The sequence below is a fragment of the Oleiphilus sp. HI0043 genome, assembly GCF_001634935.1.
In genome coordinates this window covers 1-853 of sequence record NZ_LWEY01001950.1, presented here as the reverse complement: position 1 = coordinate 853, position 853 = coordinate 1, and the positions used below count along the sequence as shown (strand labels likewise).

Below are 853 nucleotides of genomic sequence, written 5' to 3'. Positions count from 1 at the left end.
TCGCAGTATCCACTACTTTCTGGTACCGGGGCCATTCGTAATTAATATCAGTAAGTGTCTCACTTTCTTCGGCCGCTACCTCGTCGTTATCCGCACATGAAGGTGAAAACGGTTTCACATTCGGCGCATCATCGGTAATCGAGTGAAAAACAGATATCAAAGCTAGCCCGTCTGCATAGCTATGATGAACCCGCAGAATAATCGCATTACCCTGCTCATAGTTATCGACAAACAATAGCTGCCACAAAGGTTTGCTTGCATCCAGCGGTATGCTCGCCTGATCCGCAAGATAGCTCTGTAGAGCTTCTTTGTCTGCATTACCTGTTAGCGCAACACGTTTAACATGGTTATCAATATCGAAGTAAGGATCTTCCTGCCAATAATACTGCCCGGTCTTGAATACAGGGCAAGAAGTAAAGCGTGGAAAACGTAAGAAACGATTAATGATGGTATTTCTAAAATCATCAAAAGCCATACTCTCGGTAATGAGCATGGCATTTATAATCATCAGGTTGGTAGGAGAGTCCATACGCAACCAAGCTGTATCAGCACCTGTTAAAGGTTTTAATTTGCTGTTACTCATGCCTGACCCCAAATATTGTTTTTATGTAATGAGAACGACAGAACGATAGTGATTGCAAAGATAGCAGATATCTTGGCGAAACGGCACCAAGAAAGTAGTGTTATATCTGAGCAATATGACATTCAAGTTTCAATTGAAACCAAATGTTACATTTTTTAACACCGAAAAATAAGCCCATCTGCCATAATTATTTCATAGAGTTACAGACGCTTTTAAACTTAAGTTCTAAATAGCGCTCATTGTTTGACCAATTTAATATTCCATTGTTGC

The 853-nt window shown here is 40.4% G+C and carries 1 protein-coding gene; it reads right to left on the bottom strand.

Going from position 1 to position 853, the window contains the following annotated elements; all coding sequences use genetic code 11:
- Positions 1–583, bottom strand: a 583-nt coding sequence (locus tag A3729_RS30195) for a wax ester/triacylglycerol synthase domain-containing protein (RefSeq protein ID WP_304439805.1), incomplete at its 3' end; no start/stop codon positions are given.
- Positions 584–853 lie beyond the last annotated feature (270 nt).